Annotated in this window: 20 protein-coding genes; 10 read left to right on the top strand and 10 right to left on the bottom strand. The window is 58.7% G+C overall.

Annotation, left to right across the window (positions count from 1 at the left end):
• Positions 1 to 36: 36 nt before the first annotated feature.
• Positions 37 to 906 carry an LOG family protein gene (locus tag BUQ90_RS01890; RefSeq protein ID WP_074203459.1) on the top strand — a complete coding sequence of 290 codons (870 nt, stop codon included), beginning with the start codon at positions 37 to 39 and terminating at the stop codon, positions 904 to 906.
• On the opposite strand, the gene BUQ90_RS01885 is transcribed toward BUQ90_RS01890, so the two are convergent.
• Together BUQ90_RS01885 and BUQ90_RS01880 are read right to left on the bottom strand one after the other, a co-directional pair.
• The gene (locus tag BUQ90_RS01885) at positions 885 to 1,160 is read right to left on the bottom strand and encodes a putative antibiotic biosynthesis monooxygenase (protein WP_074203458.1); all 276 of its coding nucleotides are present in this window, start codon (positions 1,158 to 1,160) and stop codon (positions 885 to 887) included. The two genes, BUQ90_RS01890 and BUQ90_RS01885, sit on opposite strands and share 22 nt — an antisense overlap.
• Positions 1,157 to 1,933: an aldo/keto reductase gene (locus BUQ90_RS01880; RefSeq protein WP_074203457.1), complete on the bottom strand. Its 777-nt coding sequence runs from the start codon at positions 1,931 to 1,933 to the stop codon at positions 1,157 to 1,159. The genes BUQ90_RS01885 and BUQ90_RS01880 overlap by 4 nt, the downstream gene beginning before the upstream one ends.
• 109 nt (positions 1,934 to 2,042) lie before the next feature.
• On the opposite strand from BUQ90_RS01880, the gene BUQ90_RS01875 reads away from it, so the two are divergent.
• Positions 2,043 to 2,942, top strand: a complete 900-nt coding sequence (locus BUQ90_RS01875) for a LysR family transcriptional regulator (RefSeq protein WP_074203456.1) — start codon at positions 2,043 to 2,045, stop codon at positions 2,940 to 2,942.
• A gap of 46 nt (positions 2,943 to 2,988) precedes the next feature.
• On the opposite strand, the gene BUQ90_RS01870 is transcribed toward BUQ90_RS01875, so the two are convergent.
• Positions 2,989 to 3,612, bottom strand: coding sequence for a c-type cytochrome (locus BUQ90_RS01870; protein ID WP_074203455.1), 624 nt, complete (start codon positions 3,610 to 3,612; stop codon positions 2,989 to 2,991).
• A gap of 192 nt (positions 3,613 to 3,804) precedes the next feature.
• Here BUQ90_RS01870 and BUQ90_RS01865 point away from each other — a divergent pair, with 192 nt between their 5' ends.
• The gene (locus tag BUQ90_RS01865; protein WP_074203454.1) at positions 3,805 to 4,704 is read left to right on the top strand and encodes a prephenate dehydratase; all 900 of its coding nucleotides are present in this window, start codon (positions 3,805 to 3,807) and stop codon (positions 4,702 to 4,704) included.
• A gap of 30 nt (positions 4,705 to 4,734) precedes the next feature.
• Here BUQ90_RS01865 and BUQ90_RS01860 read toward each other — a convergent pair whose 3' ends face one another.
• Complete coding sequence (locus BUQ90_RS01860) at positions 4,735 to 6,216, bottom strand: serine hydrolase (protein ID WP_074203453.1); 1,482 nt, start codon at positions 6,214 to 6,216, stop codon at positions 4,735 to 4,737.
• A gap of 14 nt (positions 6,217 to 6,230) precedes the next feature.
• Here BUQ90_RS01860 and BUQ90_RS01855 point away from each other — a divergent pair, with 14 nt between their 5' ends.
• Together BUQ90_RS01855 and BUQ90_RS01850 are read left to right on the top strand one after the other, a co-directional pair.
• Positions 6,231 to 7,169 carry a LytR/AlgR family response regulator transcription factor gene (locus BUQ90_RS01855; RefSeq protein ID WP_084192430.1) on the top strand — a complete coding sequence of 313 codons (939 nt, stop codon included), beginning with the start codon at positions 6,231 to 6,233 and terminating at the stop codon, positions 7,167 to 7,169.
• A gap of 115 nt (positions 7,170 to 7,284) precedes the next feature.
• On the top strand, positions 7,285 to 8,706 hold the full coding sequence (locus BUQ90_RS01850; protein ID WP_074203452.1) for an amidohydrolase family protein: 1,422 nt from the start codon (positions 7,285 to 7,287) through the stop codon (positions 8,704 to 8,706).
• Here BUQ90_RS01850 and BUQ90_RS01845 read toward each other — a convergent pair.
• On the bottom strand, positions 8,690 to 9,889 hold the full coding sequence (locus BUQ90_RS01845) for a PQQ-dependent sugar dehydrogenase (RefSeq protein ID WP_074203451.1): 1,200 nt from the start codon (positions 9,887 to 9,889) through the stop codon (positions 8,690 to 8,692). The two genes, BUQ90_RS01850 and BUQ90_RS01845, sit on opposite strands and share 17 nt — an antisense overlap.
• Before the next feature lie 116 nt (positions 9,890 to 10,005).
• Between BUQ90_RS01845 and BUQ90_RS01840 the strand changes: the two genes are divergently transcribed.
• Entirely contained in the window at positions 10,006 to 10,428 is a 423-nt protein-coding gene (locus BUQ90_RS01840; protein ID WP_143182690.1) for a hypothetical protein, read from the top strand.
• Here the strand turns inward: BUQ90_RS01840 and polA are convergent.
• The 3 genes from polA to BUQ90_RS01825 all read right to left on the bottom strand — a co-directional run bounded on the left by polA (position 10,425) and on the right by BUQ90_RS01825 (position 15,207).
• The gene (gene polA, locus BUQ90_RS01835) at positions 10,425 to 13,265 is read right to left on the bottom strand and encodes a DNA polymerase I (protein WP_074204807.1); all 2,841 of its coding nucleotides are present in this window, start codon (positions 13,263 to 13,265) and stop codon (positions 10,425 to 10,427) included. The two genes, BUQ90_RS01840 and polA, sit on opposite strands and share 4 nt — an antisense overlap.
• A 55-nt stretch (positions 13,266 to 13,320) precedes the next feature.
• On the bottom strand, positions 13,321 to 14,160 hold the full coding sequence (locus BUQ90_RS01830) for a GGDEF domain-containing protein (RefSeq protein WP_074203449.1): 840 nt from the start codon (positions 14,158 to 14,160) through the stop codon (positions 13,321 to 13,323).
• 135 nt (positions 14,161 to 14,295) lie between these two features.
• Positions 14,296 to 15,207, bottom strand: a complete 912-nt coding sequence (locus BUQ90_RS01825; protein WP_159437006.1) for a LysR family transcriptional regulator — start codon at positions 15,205 to 15,207, stop codon at positions 14,296 to 14,298.
• A 169-nt stretch (positions 15,208 to 15,376) separates the two neighbouring features.
• Between BUQ90_RS01825 and BUQ90_RS01820 the strand changes: the two genes are divergently transcribed.
• Positions 15,377 to 15,793 carry an MAPEG family protein gene (locus tag BUQ90_RS01820; RefSeq protein WP_074203448.1) on the top strand — a complete coding sequence of 139 codons (417 nt, stop codon included), beginning with the start codon at positions 15,377 to 15,379 and terminating at the stop codon, positions 15,791 to 15,793.
• 48 nt (positions 15,794 to 15,841) lie between these two features.
• Positions 15,842 to 16,357 carry a DUF1993 family protein gene (locus BUQ90_RS01815; RefSeq protein ID WP_074203447.1) on the top strand — a complete coding sequence of 172 codons (516 nt, stop codon included), beginning with the start codon at positions 15,842 to 15,844 and terminating at the stop codon, positions 16,355 to 16,357.
• Between the two features lie 71 nt (positions 16,358 to 16,428).
• Here BUQ90_RS01815 and BUQ90_RS01810 read toward each other — a convergent pair whose 3' ends face one another.
• Complete coding sequence (locus BUQ90_RS01810; RefSeq protein ID WP_074203446.1) at positions 16,429 to 17,622, bottom strand: acyl-CoA dehydrogenase family protein; 1,194 nt, start codon at positions 17,620 to 17,622, stop codon at positions 16,429 to 16,431.
• 15 nt (positions 17,623 to 17,637) lie between these two features.
• Positions 17,638 to 18,756 carry an acyl-CoA dehydrogenase family protein gene (locus BUQ90_RS01805; protein ID WP_074203445.1) on the bottom strand — a complete coding sequence of 373 codons (1,119 nt, stop codon included), beginning with the start codon at positions 18,754 to 18,756 and terminating at the stop codon, positions 17,638 to 17,640.
• A gap of 310 nt (positions 18,757 to 19,066) precedes the next feature.
• Between BUQ90_RS01805 and BUQ90_RS01800 the strand changes: the two genes are divergently transcribed.
• Both BUQ90_RS01800 and BUQ90_RS01795 read left to right on the top strand, forming a co-directional pair.
• A complete protein-coding gene (locus BUQ90_RS01800; protein WP_074203444.1) occupies positions 19,067 to 20,434 on the top strand; it encodes an alkaline phosphatase PhoX in 1,368 nt (455 codons plus the stop codon).
• A gap of 123 nt (positions 20,435 to 20,557) precedes the next feature.
• A complete protein-coding gene (locus BUQ90_RS01795; protein ID WP_074203443.1) occupies positions 20,558 to 22,486 on the top strand; it encodes a beta-galactosidase in 1,929 nt (642 codons plus the stop codon).
• Positions 22,487 to 22,492 lie beyond the last annotated feature (6 nt).

The following is a 22,492-nucleotide window of genomic DNA, read 5'->3' as shown; positions in this document are numbered from 1 at the left end:
ATTGGCAAGGCCCCGGTCTTTGCCTAGGGCAGAATCATGACAAACAAAGATTTGCACGACCGCCGCTTCTACCGTGCCAAACAGGAAGCGGATTTCGCCAGACAGGTGGAACCCCGTACACCGCAAACCGAAGACCCGGCCTACACGCTGGCCTTTCAGGATACCGAATTCCTGCTCCGCGAAGAATTGCGGCCGGTGCGTTTTCAGCTCGAACTGCTCAAGCCGGAAATGCTGCTCGATGAGGCGGGGATCGGTTCCACGCTGGTCATGTACGGTTCCGCCCGGATACCGGAACCGGAAAAGGCTGACGCGCTGATCGAGGCTGCCACTGATGACGCCGCGCTGATCACCGCCAGGCGGCTCAAGGAAAAAGCAAAATATTATGACGAAGCCCGCGAACTGGCGCGCAAGGCGAGCAGTTGCGGCATCGAGGAAAACGGCAAGCGCGACTTTGTCGTCTGTTCGGGCGGCGGTCCGTCAATCATGGAGGCCGCCAATCGCGGCGCGGCCGATGTGGGCAAGGAGTCCATCGGTCTCAACATCGTTCTGCCGCATGAGCAGGCACCCAATGAATATGTCACACCGTCCCTGAGTTTCCAGTTCCACTATTTCGCTTTGCGAAAAATGCATTTCCTCCTGCGGGCGCGGGCGGTTGCGGTATTTCCGGGCGGGTTTGGAACGTTTGACGAGTTTTTTGAACTGCTGACCCTGATCCAGACCGGCAAGATGGAACCGCTCCCGATCATGCTGTTCGGCCATGACTTCTGGCACCGGGTCATCGATTTCGACGCGCTGGCCGAGGAAGGCACGATCAGCCGGAAAGATCTCGACCTGTTCCAGTTTGTCGAAACAGCAGACGAAGCCTGGAAAATCATCCAGGACTTTTACGACCTCGACTGCGGCTGACACCCGATCTTCGTAAAGGTTGAAAGCAGCCTTTCGATAGCAGGCATGACCCCGAAGATCATGACCGGAACCATGATCGCGCTCGTCACCAGAGTACGGGCGGCCAGCGGCCATGGTTGCAACAGCGGCGTGAGGATGAAGGACAAGCCCGTAAGGACAGGCCACACCCCCAGCCAGCTGGCAAGGGCGAGGCGAAATTTGCCGGGGTTTCCGCCAGCTGCCTCCGCCTTGCCGGACTTCTGCCGCGTTTTCACAGCTGACCCCAAACTGCGATATTCTCTTCCAGATGTGCGATCCTGGTCGTCCCCGGGATCACGATGATATTGGGAGATCGTTTCAGCAACCAGGCGAGCGCGTCCTGCGGATCAAGCCCGGCACCCTTTTGCATGGGATTGGCCCCAAGCGGCCCGTAGGGGATGAAAGCGATTCCCCTGGCGGCGGTGTAATCCACCAGATCATCCTCTCCCGCTTCTGCCATATTGTAGCGATTTTGAACTGAGGCGATCGGAGCGACCGCCAGTGCCCGGTCCAGTTGCTTCCGCGTGACATTTGACAGTCCGATATGCCGAATGCGTCCATCTGCCTGTGCTTCGGCGAGTGCCGCTACAGACTCTTCGATAGCAATGTCGGGGTCGACCCGGTGCAGTTGAAACAGGTCAATCCGGTCGCGACGCAGATTGGCCAGTGCCTGATCAATCTGGCTGTGGAGAGTATCGCGCGATCCGTCGACCAGGATCCGGTCGGGTGCAGATTTTGACACCCCGCCCTTGGTTGCAAGGATGGCCTTGCGGCCACCAAGCGCTTCGCCAACGATCTGGTCAGCAGTCTGTGGTCCATAAGCATGGGCGCTGTCGAACAGGTCGACGCCGAGCTCGCTGGCGCGCCGGAGCAAACTTATACCAGCTTCCCAGTCTTCGAACGGGCCGAAATTTCCTGGTTGTCCGGTGAGACGCATCGCGCCGTAGCCCATGCGACTGACCCGGGTTTGTCCTTCGAGGGTGAACGTTCTGTTGATTGTATCTGACATGTTGTTCCTTCTGTCTGTCGGCCCCTTCGCGGGCCGGTAACAGTCAGATGCCAGTCAGACCTGTAATTCGGTAGACAGATAATAAATGTAATTGTTATACATAACACGTATGAGCAAGAGCCTTGACCGTCTGACCCTGCTTGAAACATTTGTGCGAATTTCCGAACGTGGTTCGATCAGCGCCGCCGCGCGCGATCTTGGCCTGTCCCAGGCTTCCGCCAGCCGTCAGCTGTCCGACCTCGAGGAACGCCTTGCTGTGCAGCTGATTTCCCGCACGACCCATAGTCTCGCTCTGACATCTGCGGGTGAGGCCTGTCTCGAGAGCGCCCGCGCACAGATTGGCGCGTGGGAGGTGCTGACAGAACGTTTTGCGGGCGAAGCCGATGCCATGAAGGGGTCGCTTCGCGTCGTTGCGCCGGTTGCTCTGGGTCAGGGCGTGCTGGCCGACGCCGTTGCGACTTTTCAGAAAACCTGGCCGGGCGTGCAAATCGAATGGATACTCGATGATGATGTCATCCGGTTTTCCGATATGGGTTGTGACCTGTGGATCAAGGTCGGAGCGGTACCCGACGACAGGCTGGTTGTCCGTCCGGTCACGTCGGTTCGCCGCATTCTCGCCGCTTCGCGCGATTTCGCCGGTTCCGACAGTTCGATGCGAATCAGGGACCTGTCACGGCTTCCCTTTGCTGCGCTGACGCCTTTCGAAGCCGGAAAGGTGCCACTCACTGATGAAGATGGCAGACAGAAGGTGCTGAAAGCCGAACCGGTGTTTCTCACCAGCAACATCGCGGCCATTTTGCGGTCGGTGCGTTCCGGTCACACATTCGCCGTATTGCCGGAATGGCTGATCAAGAGCGAACTCAAGGCGGGAGGCATGGTCCGGCTTGCGCCCGAATGGCGGGCGCCGGACCTGGAGATAAATGTCGCATATGCTCCGGCCAGCCGCCAGTCGCTCCGACTCAGGCGATTTACGCAGGAGATCACAAAGGTGCTGGAGTCTCTCGAATAGACAGGATCAAAAGCGCTGCGAGCGGATTTGATCCTGGTTTGCCAGCCTATTCGGTTGCGGCTGCCGTGTCGGCTTCCGCTGTTTCTTCTGCCACTTCCGCTGCCGCTGCATCGGCCTCTGCTTCTTCAACAGCTGCTTCTTCGGCAGGCGGTTCGGGATAGGGCAGATTGGAGCCCTGGGCATTCATATAGGCAATGACATTGGCGCGGTCTTCCGGCTTGCCGAGACCGGCAAAGGTCATTTTCGTACCCGGTGCATAGCGGCGCGGCGAAATCAGCCACGCGTTCATATTGTCAAAATTCCAGTTGCCCTCGATCGACGTCAGGGCATCGCTATAGGCAAAACCGGGGACATGGCCGTGCGATTTGTCGAAAGTGTCATAGAGATTCGGGCCAATGCCATTGGCACCACCCTGGTTGATGGTATGACAGGCGACACATTTCTTGAACACCTGCTCCCCCGCGGAGATATCTGCTTTCGCAAGCATCATGCTCATCGGAATCTCTTCCTCGCCGGCATCAGAGGATTCAACGCCTTCAATCACATAACCCATGGTTTCCGGGCGCTCGGGCTTGTCTGCATGAAAATATTTTCCGCTCAGGATCGAAAACCCGAGAGCGGCAATGCCGCCAGCCAGAACCCAGCCTGCAATGGTGTTGTTATTGTCCATCTGTATCTCTTAACCCCGAGTTGAGCGGGCAGGATGACTGCCTGCCGAAAGTTCCGGCTTTCTCTAATAAGGGCGTGAGGCCAACGCAAGGCTTCATTGGCCAATTTGGTGCAAATTCGCCATTGCTGGCTGGCGGGCCTTGCTCTTTCCCCGGCTGTTCGACTAACGAGGCATCTGGATTGAGAGGGGCCGATGGACAGCTTTCCGCAAAATGCATTGAAGATGGTCATGAAAATGACCGAAACCGCTGAAAATCAGCCAGAAAAGGCGATTGCATTTCAGGGTGCGCCGGGTGCCAATTCCCATCTGGCGGCGCTGCAATTTGATCCCGAATGCCTGCCGGTGCCCTGTTTTTCCTTTGAAGATGCTCTCGATGCCGTCAGCAAGGGCAAGGCGAGCAGTGCGATCATACCCATCGAAAACAGCCTGCATGGGCGGGTGGCGGACATGCATTTTCTGCTCCCCGAATCAGGATTGAGCATCGTCGCGGAGCATTTCATGCCGATCCGCCACTGTCTGATGGCGAAATCTGCCGATGCATCCATCCGGACCGCGATGAGTCATCCTCAGGCACTGGGCCAGTGCCGCCATTACCTCCGCGCCCATGAGATCATCCCGGTCGCCTATGCCGATACCGCGGCTGCTGCTGCCTATGTTGCGCAAAATGATGATGACAATGCGGCCGCCATCGCGCCACCACTGGCGGCGGAGCTTTATGGCCTGGAACCGGTGGTCGAAGCGATTGAAGATGCGGCGAACAACACCACCCGCTTCGTGGTTCTGGCGGCGGAACCGACCATCCCGGAACCAAATGGCCCGGTGATGACGACGCTGATCTTCGAGGTAAAGAATGTTCCTGCCGCGTTGTACAAGGCCATGGGCGGCTTTGCGACAAATGGCGTCAACATGACCAAGCTGGAAAGCTATCAGGAAGGCGGCAGTTTTGCCGCGACCAAATTCTACGCCGATATCGAGGGCGCGCCCGGTGATCCGCCGGTGGACCGGGCGATTGCCGAGCTGGGCTTCCACTGCAACAGCGTCCGGTTGCTCGGGACCTATCGACAGGCCCGGCCGCGCACCCTGACCGACTAGTTTCCCGGGCCGGGAGGCCGGATCGCCGGTTTACCTCCTGCTATAACGATAGCTGTGCTGGGCATAGGCATTGACCCGGCCATCCGCTTCGCGTTCGAAAATGATCGCTTCTGCCAGCGTGTCATCCTTGCGCTTGCGCCGGAAAGTGTCACCCTCGACATGCTGCCAGGTTTCCATGTTTCCTGCCGGATCATTGTTGAAGACCGGCATGGCGAAAAGTCCGTCTTCATTGACACCGACATAGACGTCCCAGTCATAATTCTCGACCAGATAATAGCCCTCATAGTCGCGCAGATTGACGTCTTTCTTGGCGTCCGATTGACTTTCCGCCGGCTTTTTCTTCTCGTCTTTCGCACCATGCACCTTGCGGATCGCACCTTCGGTCAGACTGTAGACCGTGCGGACCATGGATCCGGGAGACACGTCATTGGCGCTGGTCATCATGACCATGCCGATCTGGTCCGGCAGGCGCATGACAAATTCGGTTCGGGCGCCGGGGCAATAGCCGCCATGCCCCCACATGGTCTTTTCCCCGTAGCGCCGGGTCGCATAGGCGAGTCCCCAGGCGGGCTCGTTAAAATCGGGACCGACCCAGTGCACGCGCTGCATGTTTTTGAGCGTTGTCGCCCGAAGCACTTCTTCTCCGCCATTGCGGTGCAGACGGAAATGCCAGGAGGCAAATTTTGCCATGTCATTCACACTCGAGGCGATGCCGGCCGCCGGCGCAAAAGACCGGAACTGGTGCTCTGCGACCGGCTTGCGTTCACCTTTGGCAGAGCGGACATAATAGCCGCGGGCAAATCCCTGACCGACCTGGTCGAACGGCATGTCGGTGGTGGTCCGGGTCATGCCCAGCGGCTGCAGAATCTCCTCGCGCACATATTGCCCCCAGTCGCTACCACTGGCTGACCCGACGGCATCGCCGAGCATCGACATGCCCAGATTGGAATATTGCCAGTGATCATAGGGGCGGTAGAGCTGCTGATGCGCCGGAATATCCGCGCGCAGCCTGGCGAGGTCCGGAAAGCTGTTGTCAGCCCAGTGATCCTTGGCGCTTTCACGGGGCAGGCCCGACACATGCGACAGGATGTTGCGGATCGTGACCGGTTCCTCGGCTTTGGTGCGATCCTGTAACCGGAGACCGCCAAGATAGTCGGACACGGGCGCATCCAGCCGCAACTTGCCGTCTTCGACAAGGTTCATGGCTGCGACCCCGGTAAACAGTTTCGAAACAGAGCAGATGCTGAACAATGTATCATTGGTCACCGGCGCCCCGGTTCTCAGGCTTTCGACTCCGTACTGGTGACTCCAGATCAGATTCTGGTCATGGACAATGCCGATCGCGGCGCCGGGCACGGCTTCCTTTGTCATCTGCGCATCAATCAGTGCTTCGACCGCACGGAAACGGGAAGCCAGCGCTTCCTCCGGTGTTTCGGCCAGTGCCGGAACATGTGATGTCGCAAGCGTGGATGCGATAACGGAAAGGCCCAGAGCGGATCTGAATGGACGCATGATATGTTCCCCTGTTGTTTGACAATATCGTAGAGCAGGCCACACCGAATGCAAGGCGGCTCCGGCGCGGATTTTTCCTCTCTGCCTCGGTTGCAGAAATGCAATCCCGTATTGATTCACCGGTCAAGCGATGCCAGTTTCCCGGCATGTATCAGCAAATGCGCAATCTGGAGATTCGTCCGGGAACATCCGGATTCTACGGGATTTGCGTGCTGGTGCTGATTTTCTGTTATGGCCTGATCCTGCCTGTGACCGGAAACTTGTCGCCCGGGAAATGGCTGGCCACGGTGATTGCCAATGTTTTGCCGATCTTGCTGTGTGCGGCGGCTGCCAGGTTCCTCCTTTTGCGATTCGTGTTTTCGCGGCCTCCCGCGGTCCAGCTGCTGATCCATCTTCTGGCGGGTCTGCTGTTCTCCGCGGTCTGGTTTTTTCTTCTCATGGTGATGCTCGGCATGATCAACGGCAACGGTTTCATGACCTTCTCGGTCCGACCCTTTCAGGGTCCGGCCGCGCTCTGGCAGATGATGCAGGGGGCCACATTTTACGCCGTGGTGGCATTGCTGGCCTATGTCGAAAATCTGCAGGGCCGGGCTGTTACTCCGACGGATGCGGGAGACACGGTCAGCAATACCCCGCGCCGGGTATTTGTGAGGGAGGGCGACGAAACCCGTCCGCTGGATCCGGAACGCATCATCCAGGTGGTTGGCGCCGGGGACTATGCCGAGATCGTGACCCTGAGCGGCAAGCATCTGATCCGCAAGACCATGAGCGAGCTCGAAGCCATGCTGGGCCCCGCATTTTTGCGTGTCCATCGCTCGCATATCGTCAATATTGACCGGGTCGAACGGCTCGAGCCAGCGGGCAGCGGCCGCATGACGCTGCATCTTGCCAATGGAGAAGCTGTCATGGCGAGCCGGTCCGGCGCAAAGGCGGTACGAGAGCGGACAGTATAACCGCTGACCGGGTAGGTTCACCGGCCAGCTGTGCTCGTTCATCGCATTTCTCGTCGCCAGTTGGCGAATTGGGAGAGTTTGCGGGCGTTCACAGATTTCACAAACAGGTTTACTGATGCGCCACCATTTCCGCGATTTTCTGCTGGCATTCGCGTTGTGTTTTTCCGTCTTACCAGTCCATGCCAGCGACGCCCGACCCTCCGCCCGGATCATGATCGAGAATGTCACGGTCATTCCGATGGATCGGGACAGCCTAATGGAAGCCCGCGATGTCCTCATCAATGGCGACCGGATTGAGGATATCCGGCCCCATGGGTCGCAGACCCCGCCCGCCGATGTGCGGCGCTTTGATGCCAGCGGCAGATATCTGATTCCGGGGTTATGGGACTCCCATGTCCATCTGACCTCGATTGATCATCCGGGTGCGCCGGATGACAGTCTGATCAGCGAGGAGGCCAAACGCAAGGCGGTCGAACAGCGACTGAAGGCCTTGCTGACGCGCGGTGTTACCTCTGTGCGCGATCCGGGAATGGCGGAGCGCTGGATTCCGCTGGCAGACAGCTTCCGGAAGCGGAACGACCTGCCACATTTGCGGTTCGCCGGGCCGGTTATCGAGCGTCCGGGCTCTCCCTGGTCCAACAATGTCGAAGCCTTTGTCGACAGCCCGGAGGAAGCGGACAGGCTGGTGCGCAAGCTGGCGCAGAGCGGGGTCGACTTTCTGAAGATCTACAATCTCGTATCGCCGGACAGTTTCGCCAAAATATCCGAGACCGCTCGTGAATTTGATCTGCCGGTGGCCGGACATGTGCCCTTCGCCATGAGCGCCAGAGAAGCGGTTGCCGGCGGCATGACCCGGATTGAACATGCCTATGTCAATCTGTTCAAGGACTGCACGGAGGCGGGCAATGGCGCGATGGTGGAAGTGCTGAACGCGTGGGTCAGGGAAGGCTATGACCGCCGCTACCGCAAATTTGCCGAACTCTACAAAGGCCGGGCTGCGGATCAGTGTCGGGAGCTTTATGCATTTCTGGGTGAACGTGACGTGTTTGTCACGGCCACGCCGCAACTGGATCTGCCGCTGACCCTGTCGGTCGGCGAAGCCGAGATGGCCGCTTTGAGCGCCGGTGCGCGGGCATCCTGCAAACGGGCGCTGGCCGCCCAGGCGGAGGTCCAGGAGGCCAGCGTCCGCGCGGTCATGGATGCGCTCACCGACCATTTCCGGGAGCTGCGGGCAGCGGGAGTTCGGCTGGTCGCGGGAAGCGATGCGCCGACCGACTGCACGAGCTACGGACCGGCTCTGGTCCGCACAATTCAACTATATGCCGATCTGGGCCTGTCCAACCGGGAAGCTCTGGCGAGCGCAACGGTTCATGCGGCGCAAATGGCGCGTCAGGATGATGCGGGGGCGGTTCGGGCAGGGGCGAGGGCTGATCTCGTATTGCTCGGGGCCAACCCGCTCGATGATCTGGCGGCGTTGCAGGATGTCCGTGCGGTCATGCTGCGCGGCAAATGGGTGACAGCTAGTTTGCCGGAATGATCCGCAGGATCTTGCTGTCCGGCCCGGTGGTCGCTTCGGTCAGCAGATACAGATATCCGTCCGGACCGGTGCGGACATCGCGGAAGCGGGCATCCAGCTCGCCAAACAGCTCGCGCTGTTCACCGAGCGATCCGTCGGCATTCATGTTGACATGCCGGACATGCTTGAGCGCCAGCGCCGACAGGAACAGGTCTCCCTGCCAGTCGGGAAACGCGTCGCCGGCATATTGGGCAAATCCGGATGGAGCGATGGACGGCGTGAAATGCACCAGCGACTGCATGGTGCCATCCAGCGCTTCATATGGCGAGATACGGCCACCGGAATAATCCAGTCCCCAGGAAACCGATGGCCAGCCATAATTGCCGCCCTTGCTAATCTCGTTGATTTCATCGCCTCCGGCTGCGCCATGTTCATGGGACAGCACCCGGTTGTCGGCGGTCAGGATGATTCCCTGTGGATTGCGGTGTCCGTAGCTCCAGATTTCGGGGAGCGCATCTTCCTGGCCAACGAACGGATTGTCATCGGGAACCGATCCGTCATCATTGAGCCGCACAATCTTGCCGAAATGCGTGTCCAGTTGCTGCGCCTTTTCTCGGAAGTGAAAGGCATCGCCGATCGGCATCAACAACGTGCCATCAGCCAGGAACTGGATGCGCGCGCCATAGTGGTTGCCCTGGATCCGGGTCGGCGCCGCGGCGAAAAGCTGCTGGCCATCTGTCAGACGCGGCTCGGCCGAGCCATCGTACCGGTAGCGCATCAGCAGCAAGGTATTCTCGTCACCGATTTTCGCTGCATAGGAGATGTAGACCAGGTTGTTGGTCGCAAAGTCCGGATGCAGGACGACGTCGAACAGGCCGGCCTGCATGCCGCTGCCGGCATGGACCGGCGGCTGACCCTCGCCGCTCGTGAAATCATGCACAATCGAAATGTCACCGGAAGCAGAAACCCGTTTCAGCAGACCGGTTCGTTCGGTGACCAGCAAATCCCCGCCGGGCAGGAAAGCAAGGGACCAGGGATGGTCCAGACCTTCGGCGACGGTTTCGATCTGATAATTGACGGGCCCGGCTTCGACCCGGCCAAATCCCTGACTGGTCTTGTCACCGGTCCCGGACGCTCCCTGGTTGGAACAGGCGGCCAAAAGACAGGCGGCAAGCAGTGACGACAACAAACCATGTATGCGCATCCGGATTTCCCCTTTCCATTTCTATGCAATGGCCGAAAGGCGTTTGTCCACAGCGATTTGCGCTTGATCAGCCGGGCAAAGCGGTTAGGCTTGCATGAAAACAGGGGATGATCGACATGGCAGCGGTAACACGATTCACACTGGGTTTGCTGGCCGGGGCGATTGTCACTTATCTGCTGGGCACGGCTGTCAATTCCCAGTTTGTCATGAACGCGCATGGCGTCCCGGTCAGCTGGGGTGACCGGCTGAACATGACGCTGTTTGATATATCCAACATGCTGGCCTATCTCGCGATCATCGCAGTCAGCTTCCTGATCGCCTTCCTGATTGCCAGGGTGATAAAGCGTTTTTTGCCAAACATGGCAGACATCGCCTACCCTATCGCCGGTGCGGCCGCGATGGGAACAGCCCTCGGCCTGATGTACATGATCTTTCAGACCGTTCCGATCAGCGGTGCCCGATCAACAGCCGGTTTCCTTGCGCAAATGATCGCCGGCGGCATTGGCGGCTGGATCTTTGCAAAGGTTGCCAGCCGCTAGTGCGCCTCGTCCCAGCTTTTACCGGTACCGATATCGACATCCAGTGGCACCGATAGCCTGACCGCCGGTTCGGCGGCGCCTGACATCACGGTACAGATCACATCGCTGGCGGCTTCCACATCGCTTTCCGGCAGTTCGAAGACCAGTTCATCATGGACCTGCATCAGCATCCGGACCTCTCCCAGACCGGCATCATCCAGCGCCGGTCCCATGCGGGCCATGGCGCGCTTGATAATGTCGGCGCTGGTGCCCTGGATCGGGGCGTTGATCGCAGCGCGTTCGCTGCCCTGGCGCTCGGCCTGATTCTGGGACCGGAGACGCTCGAACCAGGTCTTGCGACCAAATAGCGTCTCGGTATGGCCGGACTCCCGGGCGGATTGCAGCGTGGTGGATATATATTGATTGATGCCCGGGAACCGCTCGAAATAGGTGTCGATCATCTCCTGCGCCTCGTCCGGATCCACTTCCAGTCGCTTGGCGAGGCCCCAGCGCGAGATGCCGTATAATATGGCGAAGTTGATCGTCTTCGCCCGGGCACGGGTATCGCGGTCGACCGAGCCGAACAGTTCCTGCGCGGTCCGGTTGTGAATGTCCTCGCCGGCGGCAAAGGCGGCCTTCAGCGTATCGACATCGGCAATATGGGCGGCCAGCCGCAATTCGATCTGGCTATAGTCGGCCGCCAGAATGACATTGCCGGGAGCCGCAACAAAGGCTTGGCGAATCTGTCGCCCGATTTCCGTGCGGATAGGAATATTCTGCAGATTGGGCTCGGTCGAGGACAGCCGTCCGGTCTGTGCGCCAGACAGGGAATAGCTGGTATGCACCCGCCCGGTCTTTGCGTTGATCTGCTCCTGAAGGGCGTCCGTATAGGTGGATTTGAGCTTGCTCAGCTGGCGCCAGTCCACCACCTTCTGGGCGATCGGTTCTCCATCGCCGGCCAGTCGTTCGAGTACCGTGACATCGGTCGAATACTGCCCGCTCTTGCCTTTCTTGCCGCCCTTCAGACCCAGCTTGCCGAACAGGATCTCGCCGAGCTGCTTGGGACTGCCGATGGCGAATTTCTCCCCTGCCAGATCATGGATCTCGGCCTCCAGCTTTTCCATGTTTTCCGCAAAACTGTGCGACAGCCGGGACAACTCCTCCCGGTCCACCAGAACGCCCGTCTCTTCCATTTTGGCGATGACCGGAACCAGCGGACGATCTACCAACTGATACACGCGGCTGGCCTGTTCGGGGGCCATGCGCAAGCGCAATATTTCCCACAGCCGCAGCGTGACATCTGCATCTTCGGCGGCATATTCGGTGGCCTTGTCGAGCGGAACCTCGGCAAAGCTGATCGCCTTTTTGCCGGTGCCGGTCAGAGACTTGAAGCTGATGCACTCGTGACCCAGGTGGAGTTTGCTCAGCTCATCCATGCCGTGACCGTGCAGCCCGGCATCCAGGTTGAAGCTCATCACCAGTGTGTCGTCAAACGGGGCAATGCGAATGTCATGCTGGGCAAGGACGGTCATGTCATATTTGAGGTTCTGACCGACTTTCAGAACGGCATCATCCTCGAGCAGCGGTTTCAGCCGGGCCAGTGCGTCGGCGGTATCGATCTGGTCCGGTGTTTCCCCGAACATGTCCCCGCTGCCGTGACCTAGCGGCACATAGCAAGCTTCATTCGGCCCGGTTGCCAGGCAAATGCCAACGATCCGGGCTGTCACGCTCTCCAGACTGTCTGTTTCGACATCAACCGCAAAGAAACCCTTGTCCCGGGCACGGGCGATCCATTCGTCCAGTCGTTCCAGTTCCTGCACGCATTCATAAGCGCTGCGATCAATCGGCGGCGCTTCGACCAGCTTCGGTGCTTCACCAGTTGCCGGTGCACCGGACTCGCTGTCTGCCACGTCCGGATTTTGGGGCTCGGCCTGACCACCGCCCAGTTTTTTGAGCAGCGAGTTGAACCCGTGATGTTCGAGAAAGGCGCGCAAGGGACCGTCGGGAATGTCCTGTAACCGGAAACTTTCGAGCGTATCGGGCAAGGGACAGTCGTCGCGGAGCGTCACCAGAACCCGCGAAAGCCGGGCCTGTTCGGCAAACTCGATGAGATTTTCCTTCATCTTCGACTTTTTCATGTCCGGCGCTGCTTCGAGCACACTTTCGATATCGCCATGCTCGTTGATCAGTTTGGAGGCGGTTTTGGGGCCGATGCCGGGAACGCCCGGAATATTGTCTGAACTGTCCCCCATCAGGCCCAGCACGTCGCCCAGCTTTTCCGGACCGACGCCGAATTTTTCCTCCACCGTGGTACGCCCCATGCGCACGTTTTTCATGGTATCGAGCATGTCCACGCGGCTGTCATCGGATGGCTCGATCAGCTGCATCAGATCCTTGTCGGAGGAGACGATGGTCACATTCCATCCCTGTTCCAGTGCCGCCCTGGTGTAGCTTGCGATCATGTCATCCGCTTCGACATTCTCCTCTTCGATCAGCGGCAGGGAAAAAGCCCGGGTGGCATCCCGGATCATCGGAAATTGCGGTTTGAGATCTTCTGGCGCTTCGGGCCGGTTGGCCTTGTACTGGTCATAAATGTCGTTGCGAAAACTGGTGCCCGATTTGTCGAGAACCACGGCCATATGGGTCGGGCCATCTGCCTTGTTGAGCTCGTCGGCCAGTTTCCACAGCATGGTCGTATATCCGTAGACAGCCCCGACCGGTTCCCCGTGTACATTGGTCAGGGGAGGCAGCCGATGATAGGCCCGAAAGATATAGGCGGATCCGTCGACCAGATAGAGATGATTGTCCTGGGTACTGGTGGTGGCGTTTTCCGCCGCGCCTGTTTGAACGTCTGTCATGCGCCACAGCATTAGCAGCGAAGGCGGGGTCCGTCATCGGGAAATTGCAGCTGAATCAGGCCTGCTGGGCAATGGCTTCGCGCTTGGCTTTTTCCTCGTAAAACGGGCGCGGTTTGGAGCGCATGCCGGGAATATAGAGCACGCATTGGTTACGTCCCCGGCGCTTCGCCTCGAACAGGGCGGTATCGGCATTGCGCATCGGTATCGCCCGCTCTTCCCGGGGTGATACACCGGTCAGGCCGATGCTGACCGTCATGCGATGAATTTCGCCCGGCTGAGGTTCGAAAAGGATGTTTTCAATCTCGTGGCGGAGCATTTCGCCGATAATTTCGCCCTCGGCTTCAACCGTATCGGGCAGCAGGATACCGAATTCCTCGCCGCCGATCCGCCCGACCAGATCCTGCTTGCGCAAGCTGCGTTTGAACACCCCGGCAAGCAGGATGAGGGCCTTGTCGCCAATCGGGTGACCATATCCGTCATTGATATTCTTGAAGTGATCGGCGTCGACGATCATCAGCACATTGTTTTCCGCTGCCTTGCGGCGGTCATCGAACTGCTTGATGAAATGTTCCCGGTTGGCAAGCCCGGTCAGTCCGTCATAGCTTGCCTTGCGTTGCAATTTTTCGTTCATTGACCGCAACTCATGCTGGGCAATTTTCAGTTTTCTCGTAACGCCCATTAGCCGATGATGTTGCGTCACGGTGTACCAGCCCAGCGGCAGACTGATCCCCCAGGGTACGATGATCGCAAATGTCATCGCATCCCAGAACCGGTCATCCAGCCCCAGTGTTGCCAGATACAGTGTCCCGGTGATGGCGAACGACAGCAACACCGCGATCGCGGCGAGAATACTGGTTTGACGAAGCACCGGCTTGGACGGACGAAACGGCAACATGGGATGCTGATAGCGCCCCGGACATTACATTGTCGTGCAATGGCATGGTTAATCGTGCGGGAGCCGAAAGTCGGAAAACCGGGCTTTTTTTCTCATTCTTAGTTAATGGCTGCCGAATATCTGTAAACCTGTCCGTCAGTTTTCCGGCAATTTCCCGGTCAGAGCGTCCCGATTGTCGCGCAGGACAGCTTCGGCAAAATCCATGAATGCACGAATGCGCGCCGTCCGGCGGAGGTCCTCGTGGGTCAGTATCCAGATGTCTCGCGAAGGCGCAGGGTCCGCGCTGGTTGCCCGGACAAGATCGGGTGTCCGGTCGCCGACGAGACATGGAACCATGATCAACCCCATCTGGCGACGGGCCATTTCCAGCTGCAGCGATATGCTGGCAAAATTCCCCCAGACCGGAACCTTTGCGAATTCCGTATCCTGGGTCCAGTCCGGAAAGCGGCTTTCCCGTTCGCTCCAGCCGAGCCATCGCCCCTGTTCCGGGTGCGCGGCCAGGTCCCGGCGTGCCAGATATTCGGGATGGGCATAGATGGAGGTGTGATAGGCAAACAGCCTTTTTCCGACCAGTGTATCCGGCGGATTATTGTCCATCCGGATCGCGACATCTGCTTCCCGGCGGGCGACATCCAGCAAGTCATAACTGGTCAGGATCTCCAGTTCGAGACCCGGATAAGCATCACAAAATTCCGGCAGGCGTTCGGCAAACATGGCGATGGCAAATGGCTCTGCCATGGTGACCTTGATCGTGCCTGTCAGCTCGTTGTCCCGGCCGGCAATATGGCGCTCCACCCCGTGCAGTTCTTCGGCAAAGCTCTCGGCTGCGCGCGCCAGGTCCTCTCCCGCCGAAGTGGGGAAATATCCTTCGGGCCGGCGTTCGAAAAGGGTCACGCCGAGAGCCTGTTCCAGCTGCTCTATCCGCCGGCTTACGGTGGAATGGTGGACCTGCAGGGCCTTGGCCGCCATGCGCACGGTTCCGCCGTTCATCACCTCGCGGAAGGTCTTGATGCCTTCCCAGTCCATCCGGTGAAATTCATCAGTCATGCGAAGCTTGTAGCCGAAATGGTCGGCGAGCGCATGGCTAAAATATGCACCATTGAGGTGCGATAACTTGTTTGGACATTGGGTTTTTCCACCAGTAATTCTGGCGATGTGCAGACCAGAGATCCCGCATGACACCCGCAAGTGAACCGAGCAAGCAGGAGAGACACCCATGACGGTACCGATAATTTCCGCCTATGCCGCAGCCATTCTGATCATGATGCAGGGCCTGTTGATGGTGCTCGTCGGACTGCACCGCGCAAAATCCGGAGTGAATCTGGGCGTTGGCGGTGATCTTGCTCTCGAGCGCAAGATCCGGCGCCATGGCAATCTCGCCGAGAATGCGGCGCTTTTCATTGTCGTCCTTGCGCTGGCGGAAATGACGGTGGTTCCAGCCAGCGTTATTTCGGTTATCGCGATCATATTTGTCATCGCGCGTGCCTTACATGCCATTGCGATGTCGACGGAAGTCGGATCTCACGGCGGCGAAGGCAGCAAGTTTTTCGTTGCGGCGAGAGTTTTGGGGGCCTTTGGCACGCTTGGCAGCTTTCTCGCACTTGGCGGGTTTTTGCTGGTCAACCTGCTGTAGCACAGGCAGAAAACTCTCCTTCGAAATTCAGTGAAAAAGGTAACGATAATGACGGTTTCCCTCTCCCATATTTTCAAAAACTCCACGGCCCAGGCCTTTCGCGGTCTGACGACCGTTCTCCAAAAGGCGAAGGCTGAGGCGGAGGCCACCGAGGCAAGCGAAGAGGCCTATCTCTCGGCCCGCCTCTATCCGGACATGAACGACATGAAGTGGCAGGTACAGATGATCAGCGAATTCGCTCTGCGCGGCGCCGCCCGGATGTCCGGTGTTTCGGCGGACGACTTGCCCAGCCTGCCCATGGAAGGCGAGACTTTTGATGTGCTGATCGAACGGGTCGCGGATTGTGCCGCCAAGGTGGAAGCTGCGGAGGATGCCGTGATTGACGGCAATGCCGACATGAAAATCACCATGCCGATCGGTCCGGAACAGACGATGGAACTGGACGGTAAAACCTATATATTGAGCTTCTACCTGCCCAATCTGTTTTTCCATGTGACCACTGCTTACAATCTGCTCCGGATGCAGGGCGTTCCGGTGGGCAAACGCGACTATATGGGCATGTGACTCCTCCCCCGAGTCCCAATCCCTGGGCGAGGCGTGCGTGGCACGCCTCGCTCATTTTTTATGTATCGCAGTCAGAATTCGGAGAAGGCCTTGTCCTTGTCGACGCGAACATCCTGCGGCAGGCCAAGAACCCGCTCTGCGATGATATTTTTCAGAATTTCATCGGTACCACCGGCGATCCTGAGGCCTGGTGCCCACATGAAGCTTTCCTGAAAAATCGCGTCGGACGGGGCATGTTCCTTGTCGGAAATAATCCCGAAATGATCCTGCATTTCAATGGCGCTGTTGCAGATATCCTGCAGATGGTTGGCCGTGATGACCTTGCCAATCGAATTTTCCGGTCCCGGTGTCTCCCCTTTGGACAGGGCGGTCTGGGTCCGGAACTTGGTCAGCTTGTAACCCTGGGCCGCGACGTACCAGTCGGCCAGTTTCGCACGGAACGCCGCATCGGTCATTGACCCGGAGCTGCGTGCATAGTCCATGATTTCTGCCCAGTCAGGCCCCGGCGAACCGCCGACGGCGAGCCGCTCATTCATGAGCGTGACCAGTGCAACTTTCCAGCCCATGCCGGGTTCGCCGAGCCGGTCCTTGTCGGGAATGCGCACGTCGGTGAAATAGACCTCGTTAAATTCCTTGCCGCCGGAAGCCTGATGAATAGGGCGAACTTCGACGCCTTCCTGTTTCATGTCGATGATGAACATTGTCAGGCCCTTGTGCTTGGGCACATCCGGATCGGTCCGGACGAGGACAATGCCATAGTCCGAATAATGGGCGCCGGAGGTCCAGACTTTCTGGCCGTTGATCACCCATTCGTCGCCGTCTTTCACAGCTTTGGTCTTGAGACCGGCCACGTCGGAACCGGCTGCCGGTTCGGAGAAAAGCTGGCACCAGATTTCTTCGCCAAACAGCGCTTTTTGCACATAGCGCTGCTTGTGCTCGTCGGACCCGAAGGCGATCACCGTCGGAACGCACATGCCGAGACCGATGGCAAAAGGCGCGGTCGGGGCGTCAAACTTGCTTTCTTCCTGATTCCAGATGACCTGCTGCATCGGGGAGCCGCCGCGGCCGCCAATTTCCCTGGGCCAGGTAATCTGCGCAAAGCGGTTTTCGGCCTTGATTTTTTGCCAGTCTTTCGCACGCTTCAGAAAATCGTCACGATTGCCGGGCCGGATGCCGTTGGCCACTTTGGGCTGGAGATGCTGGCTGAGAAACGCGTTCGCTTCTGCGCGGAATTCTGCTTCTTCGGGGGAGTCTTTGAAATCCATGTCGGTTTCCTTTCTTCAGGCCGCGTTTTTGGCTTCGAGGGCGGTGACGAGTTTTTCTTTCCAGACGGCCGGGCTGCCGGCCTGGACCGCGAGCAATTTTGCGCGGCGATAATAGAGGTGGCAGTCCACTTCCCAGGTGAAACCCATGCCGCCATGCGTCTGAATATTTTCCTTGCTGGCATACCAGTAGGCTTCGGAAGCCGCCACGCGGGCTGCGGCCGCCGCTTCGGGCAGTTCCGCCGCATTGGTCGACAACGCCCAGGCGCCATAATAGGCGTTGGAACGCGCCACTTCGTTTTTGACATACATGTCGGCCAGCTTGTGCTTGATCGCCTGATTGCCACCGATCGGCCGGCCAAAAGCCTGGCGTTCCTTCGCATATTCCGTGGCCATCTCGAGACAGCGTGATGCTCCGCCGAGCTGCTCGAATGCCAGCAGGACCGCCGCGCGATTCAGGATCTGGTCCAGCGCCACCATGCCATTGCCGGCACCGCTGCTCAGCAATTCGGCTGGCGCGGCATCAAACGCGATCTCGGCATGTCCCCGCGTCGGTTCGATGGTTTTCAATGTCTTGCGCGAGACACCATCCTGGCGGAGGTCGACGACAACCAGGCAGGAAGCGCCGCCGTCCTTGGCCAGTACAACCGCGTGCGTGGCAATGTCGCCGTCCGTCACGGGCAATTTTGTGCCAGTGAGCTTTCCGTCCCGAAACTGGGCCCGGATAGCGGATTCGCTAATTGCTCCGGGGCCTTCCGTGGTGGCGAGGCAGCCGATGAAACTGCCATCGGCTATTCCGGGCAGCAAAGCGGTTTTTTGATCCTCTGATCCTGCAAGTTTGACAGCTTCGGCGAAATAATAGGCCGAGGAACTGAACGGCACCGGCGCAAGTACCCGGCCAAGCTCTTCAGCGATGACGCACAATTCCAGCATGCCCAGACCCAGGCCACCATATTCTTCGGGGATGGCGGCGCCGAGCCATCCCATCTCGACGACCTTTTGCCACACTTCGGCATTGTGACCGAGCGTGTCATCATCGAGCACCTTGCGGACCTCGGCTATGGTGCATTGGGCTTCAAGAAATTTTCGGGCTTCATCCCGCAGATATTTCTGGTCATCGGAAAAATCGAAATTCACTGTTTCTGCTCCTTCGGACGGCCGGATCCGAATATCCGAATCATCGCAGCCTGCTTCTTCATGTTCATCTATGCCTCAACTGTTTTAACCGGGCAATTAAATTTCAGACTAATGCCATTTGCGCATGTCCATCCGGATTCAGATAAGTGTCATCTTGTTGGGATAGAAAAGATTCCGGCGCCGTAATGGCGCTTTCCAGCGAAACCTTGCATGGAAAGCGTTGCGGAATTGGCATTGGCGCAAAAATCAGTGGCCGCTATTATCCCTCGTGGAAATGCTGGCGACATAGTGGCTGGCCAAGGAGCATGAGATGAAACTGAATCGACGTCATTTTGCGGGCGGGCTGACTGCCACCGCCCTTGCAGGTTTTGCTGCGCATGGCGTGATGGCCGGGAAAAATCGCGCCGCAATGCATCCGGGGTTCGGCCCGCTGAAAAGGGATCCGGATGGACTGATCGATTTGCCGAAAGACTTCTCCTATCGTGTCATTTCCAGATTTCGCGACAGAATGTCGGATGGATTGCGGGTACCTGACCGGGCCGACGGCATGGGCTGTTTCGCCATGCCTGACGGCCGGATTGCGCTTGTGCGCAACCATGAGCTCAAGATTTCCGACTATGATGATGGTCCTTTTGGTCGACGCGTGGCGCAAAGAGCCAGGGTCTATGATCGTACCAAAGACGGCAAGGCGGTAGTTGGCGGAACAACGACACTGATGCTCAATGCGGACACGCTGGATGTCGAGCGTGAGCATCTTTCACTTGTCGGCACCATTCGCAACTGCGCCGGCGGGACGACGCCCTGGGGCAGCTGGCTGTCCTGTGAAGAGGATGTGACGCGCGCCGGCAGGCATGTCGGTCGCGATCATGGCTGGGTGTTCGAGGTCCCTGCGGCACATGAGGGCCTGGTCGATCCGGTGCCGCTGAAAGCCATGGGCCGGTTCAATCATGAAGCGGCCGCCGTCGATCCACATACCGGTATTGTCTATCAGACCGAAGATCGCGGTGACAGTCTGTTCTACCGGTTCATTCCCGATGTTCCCGGAAAACTGGCCGAAGGCGGGAAGCTGCAGGCGCTGGCTTTTGCAGACAGCAAGGCGGACAATGACAGCCGCAACTGGACGGAAGAGAAATTCCGGCCCGGTTCGTGGCGGTTCGTTCGCTGGATTGACATGGATGATGTCGAAAGTCCGAAAGATGATTTACGCATGCGCGGTGCCGAAGCCGGAGCGGTGCTTTTTGCGCGCGGCGAGGGCATCATCCATGGCGACGGCGAATTCTATTTTTGTTGCACCAATGGCGGCGCCGAAAAGGAAGGGCAGATCATGCGCTACCGCCCCTCCCGTTTCGAAGGACAGGCCGACGAACGGAGCGCACCGGGATTGTTGCAGCTCTTCTTCGAGTCCACCGACCGGCGTCAGTTCAGCTATGGCGACAATCTCACGGTGGCCCCCAATGGCCACCTGATCGTCTGTGAGGATCAGTATCGTCCGGTGGTCGATAACCATCTGCGCGGGGTGACGGCACGAGGCGAGGCCTATGACCTGGCCCGCATCAGGGTCCAGACGGAACCGGCTGGTGCCTGTTTTGCGCCTGATGGCAAGACCATGTTTGTCAATCTCTACAGCCCGACAATGACGCTCGCCATTTCCGGCCCATGGGATCGCCAGTTCAGCTGAAGAGCCCTCCGCAAATCACATCCTGATGCCAGATCCGATAATCTTTCTGTAGACGCCCTGCCGGTTTCGCGGCACGTAGTTGATTGCCGGTAACAGTCCGGCCAACCGGGGAGAGGAACAGAGATGAAACTGGGTTGCTGCTACTATCCCGAGCACTGGCCGGAAGATATGTGGGCCGGCGATGCGGCGCGTATGGTCAATATCGGCCTGTCCCGGGTCCGTATCGGCGAATTTGCCTGGAGCCGCATCGAACCGCAACCGGGGCAATATGACTGGGACTGGCTTGACCGGGCGATTGCCACGCTGGGTGATGCCGGGCTCGAGATCATCCTCGGGACACCCACGGCGACACCGCCGAAATGGCTGGTCGATAGCATGCCGGATATGGTGGCTATTGATGCAGACGGAAACCCCCGCGGTTTTGGTTCGCGGCGCCATTACTGTTTCTCGCATGCCGGATACCGCAAGGAGTGCGAACGGATCGTGACGGCCATGGTACAGCGCTATGGTGACCATCCTGCCATCACTGCGTGGCAAACCGACAATGAATATGGCTGCCATGACACGGTGGTCAGCTATTCCGATGCGGCGGCGCAGGGTTTCCGGCGCTGGCTGGCGGAAAATTATCCGGACGTGGATGCGCTGAACTCGGCATGGGGCAATGTCTTCTGGAGCATGGAATATCCGGATTTCGAAGCTGTGGATCCGCCCAATCTCACCGTGACCGAACCCAACCCGGCACATGTGCTCGACTATCGCCGATTTGCCTCTGATGAAGTGGTGACCTTCAACCGGCTGCAGGCGGACATCATCCGGGCGCATTCGCCGGATCGCGACATCATTCACAATTATATGGGGTTCTTCACCGAGTTCGATCACCACAAGGTTGGGCAGGATCTCAATGTCGCCAGCTGGGACAGCTACCCGCTGGGGTTTCTCGAACAGTTTTTCTTCAGTGATGATGAAAAGCACCGCTATGCCCGTCAGGGACATCCCGACATTGCTGCCTTTCATCACGACCTCTACCGCGGCTGTGCCAACGGACGCTGGTCGGTGATGGAACAGCAGCCGGGGCCGGTCAACTGGGCCCGCTACAATCCGGCGCCCCTGCCCGGTATGGTTCGATTGTGGACGCTAGAGGCCATGGCTCACGGAGCCGAACTGGTTTCCTATTTCCGCTGGCGGCAGGCGCCATTTGCTCAGGAACAGATGCATGCCGGGCTTCTGCGGCCGGATAATGTGGAAGACATCGGAGCCAGCGAGGCGCGTCAGGCGGCGCGTGATATCACCATGCTGGGAGCACTCGAGAACGACCGGTCAGAGGTAGCGCTGCTCTTTTCCTATGAGGCGGCCTGGTTGCTGGAGACCCAGCCACAGGGGCAGAGCTTTCGCTACCTGGAACTGGTTTTCGCCATGTACAGCGGATTGCGGCGGCTGGGACTCAATGTCGACATCGTCGCTCCGGAGGCAGAACTGGATGGCTATGCAATGGTCGTCGCACCCACTCTGCCGATCATGTTGTCGTCATTGATCGCACGTCTTGGTGCGCTGCAGGTTCCGGTGCTGATCGGGCCCCGCAGCGGGAGCAAGACCGATGATTTTTCGATTCCGGCAAATCTGGCTCCTGGCGAATTGCAGGACCTGATCCCGCTGAAGATCACGCGCGTGGAAAGTCTGCGGCCGGGTATCACGGCCAAGGCGGACTCTGGTGAAATTTCGCGCTGGCTGGAGCATGTCGAAACCGAACTGACAGCGGAAACAGGTCTCGAGGACGGTCGCGGCATTCTGTTCGCCTCCGGCGGGCTGCGATATTTGGCCGCGTGGCCGGACGCGGCCTTGCTCGAGGATATCTTCGGGCGCATGGCAGCAGAAGCCGGGTTGTCTGTTGACAAGTTGCCACAGGATCTGCGCATGCGCCGGCTGGGCGATCTCTGCTTCGCTTTCAATTACGGGACGCAGACAGTGGAGTTGCCGGAGACCGCAAACCGGGACTATATTCTGGGCAGCAGCCGGATCGCGCCCGCAGACGTGGCGGTCTGGAAGGCTGGTTAGTCCGGC

The sequence above is a fragment of the Parasphingorhabdus marina DSM 22363 genome (assembly GCF_900128895.1).
Classification (GTDB): Bacteria; Pseudomonadota; Alphaproteobacteria; order Sphingomonadales; family Sphingomonadaceae; genus Parasphingorhabdus; species Parasphingorhabdus marina.
This window is presented reverse-complemented; position numbering and strand designations above follow the sequence as displayed.